Annotated in this window: 3 protein-coding genes; 1 reads left to right on the forward strand and 2 read right to left on the reverse strand. The window is 69.0% G+C overall.

What is annotated here, in order from left to right; translation table 11 throughout:
* Positions 1-265: 265 nt before the first annotated feature.
* Positions 266-652 (forward strand): hypothetical protein, encoded by a 387-nt coding sequence (locus tag ACFE7U_RS16515; protein ID WP_375410804.1) that lies wholly within the window; start codon positions 266-268, stop codon positions 650-652.
* Positions 653-661: 9 nt separating this feature from the next.
* On the opposite strand, the gene ACFE7U_RS16520 is transcribed toward ACFE7U_RS16515, so the two are convergent.
* Together ACFE7U_RS16520 and priA are read right to left on the reverse strand one after the other, a co-directional pair.
* Positions 662-1,024 (reverse strand): STAS/SEC14 domain-containing protein, encoded by a 363-nt coding sequence (locus tag ACFE7U_RS16520; RefSeq protein WP_375410805.1) that lies wholly within the window; start codon positions 1,022-1,024, stop codon positions 662-664.
* Between the two features lie 42 nt (positions 1,025-1,066).
* Positions 1,067-2,315, reverse strand: a 1,249-nt coding sequence (gene priA, locus ACFE7U_RS16525; protein ID WP_375410806.1) for a primosomal protein N', incomplete at its 5' end; no start/stop codon positions are given.

Below are 2,315 nucleotides of genomic sequence, written 5' to 3' on the forward strand. Positions count from 1 at the left end.
GCTTCGCGATGTTCCGTCGGATGCCGGGATATAGGCTCCGTTGCTCAGTTGAGACCAGGGTCCACAAGCTGAGCCGCAATCAACCTTGGCATTCAGTCGAGGAGAGAACAGCCTCCGAGCCCTTGTTCGGGCCGCTCGTCATAATCCTGCCGCTTCAATCCTTATGATGTCCTGATTCCCGAATTCGCGATCGAATCGATCGTTTCACATCTCCGCCCCATGGGCGGGGAGAGCACGGGAAATATTGACTGATTGAAGGATGGGCATGTTTAGGATTGTTGTCGTGTTGGCGCTCGGGGCTGTCGTGTTCGGGCAGGGCGTGGCCTCGGCCAAGGACAACGGCGGCTACAACGGGACGTGGTCCGTCGAGCTGGTGACCGAGAGCGGTCTCTGCGACGCCCGCGCTCGCTATGCGGTGTCGGTGCAGGAAGGGGCGGTGAAGCTCGTCTCCGCATCCGACAAGGCCAGCCTGTCGGGCCGCGTCGGCGATGACGGGACCGTCGGGATCAACGTGAGCAACGGAGCCGCCACCGGCGCCGTCACCGGCCGGCTTCAGGCCCGGTCGGGAGGCGGGACCTGGAAGGTCTCCGCCTTGTGCTCGGGCCGCTGGACGGCGACGCGCAGCACCCTGCGCACCGCCCAGGCGGAGTGACGCGCCCCTTCAGGTCGCGGTTGCGAGCCAGGTCCGTGCTTCTTCGAGACGGGCGCGCTCGAACACCTTGATCTGCGCGGGCGAGAGGCGGCCGGCGGTCTCGGCCATGATCCGCATCCACTGCGCATCCGAGACCACGGCAACGTGGCTGACGCCCTTCACGAGGGCGAGGCCGAAGCGCACGTCCTTGAAGAAGGCGGCGGGCTCCATGCCTTCGAAGGCCCGGATATCCTGAAGAAGGCGCAGCTTGGCGCCGCCATCGAGATCGGCCTTCATGGAGGCGATGACGGCATCCATCTCGCCGTCGCTGATCTTCCCGTCCACGATGATCTCGGCGACGTTGGAATCCGGCTTCTTCTGATAGGTCAGCACGCTCGCATACTCCTCGGCCACTCCCGTCGTGCGGGTCTCCCCTTATAGGAAACTCTGCGGGTCCACGTCGACCGTGACGCGGACATTGCCCCGCGCCTTCGGCGCACGGGCCAGCCAGTGGCGCAAATAGGTCTGCAGGTCGATGGCGCGGGCGGTCTTCACGAGCAGACGGAAACGGTAGCGGCCCCGGATCAGGGCGAGCGGCGCCTCGGCGGGCCCCAGCACCATCACGCCGGCCGGCGGCTCGGCGGCTCGGGCCAGCGCCTGCCCGTGCGCCTCGGCCGTTTCCCGGTCGTTGGCCGAGACGATGAGCGCAGCGAGGCGCCCGAACGGCGGCAGGCCGGCCTCCTCGCGCGCGGCGATCTCCTCGGCGTAGAAACGCTCCGCATCGCCCGAGAGCAGGGCCGCGATGACCGGATGCTCGGGCTGGAAGGTCTGCACCAGGGCCCGGCCCGGCCGTTCGCCACGTCCGGCCCGGCCCGTCACCTGCTGCAGGAGCTGGAAGGTGCGCTCGGCCGCGCGCGGATCGCCGGAGGTGAGGCCGATATCGGCGTCGAGCACGCCGACCAGGGTCAGGTGCGGGAAGTTGTGGCCCTTGGCCACCAACTGGGTGCCGATGACGATGTCGCAGCCACCCTCCGCTACGGTCTGGAGTTCGGCGCGCAGGCGCTCGGCTCCACCCGGAAAGTCGCTCGACAGCACGATGACGCGGCTGTCGGGAAACAGCCCGGCGACTTCCTCGGCGATGCGCTCGACGCCGGGGCCGCAGGGGGTGAGGTTGTCGAAGGTACCGCAGGCGCTGCAGGAGTCCGGCCGGCGCTCGGTATAGCCGCATTGGTGGCACACCAGCGCCCGGCGGAAGCGGTGCTCCACGAGCCAAGTCGAGCATTGCCGGCACTGGTAGCGGTGGCCGCAGGCGCGGCACAGGGTGAGCGGCGCGTAGCCCCGGCGGTTGAGGAAGAGCAGCGCCTGCTCGCCCGCCGCCACGGCCTCGCGCACGGCGCTCACCAGGGTCGGGGCCAGGAAGGTGCCGCGCTCGGGCTTGTCGAGGCGCATGTCGATCGCGGCGATCTGCGGCAGGCGACGCCCGCCGAAACGCTCGGGCAGGAGGACGCGGCGGTAGCGCCCGCGCATGGCGTTGACCCGCGTCTCGATGGACGGGGTCGCAGATGCGAGGACCACGCCGCAGCCCTCCAGCCGGCCGCGCACCACCGCCATGTCGCGGGCGTGGTAATGGACGCCGTCCTCCTGCTTGTAGGCGGCCTCGTGCTCCTCATCGACGACGATGAGG

The organism is uncultured Methylobacterium sp., assembly GCF_964251405.1.
Lineage (GTDB): Bacteria > Pseudomonadota > Alphaproteobacteria > Rhizobiales > Beijerinckiaceae > Methylobacterium.

What these genes read in the sequence shown, in the direction of transcription:
- ACFE7U_RS16515 (WP_375410804.1), top strand. Translation starts at nt 266, where the DNA reads ATGTTTAGGATTGTTGTCGTGTTGGCGCTCGGGGCTGTCGTGTTCGGG.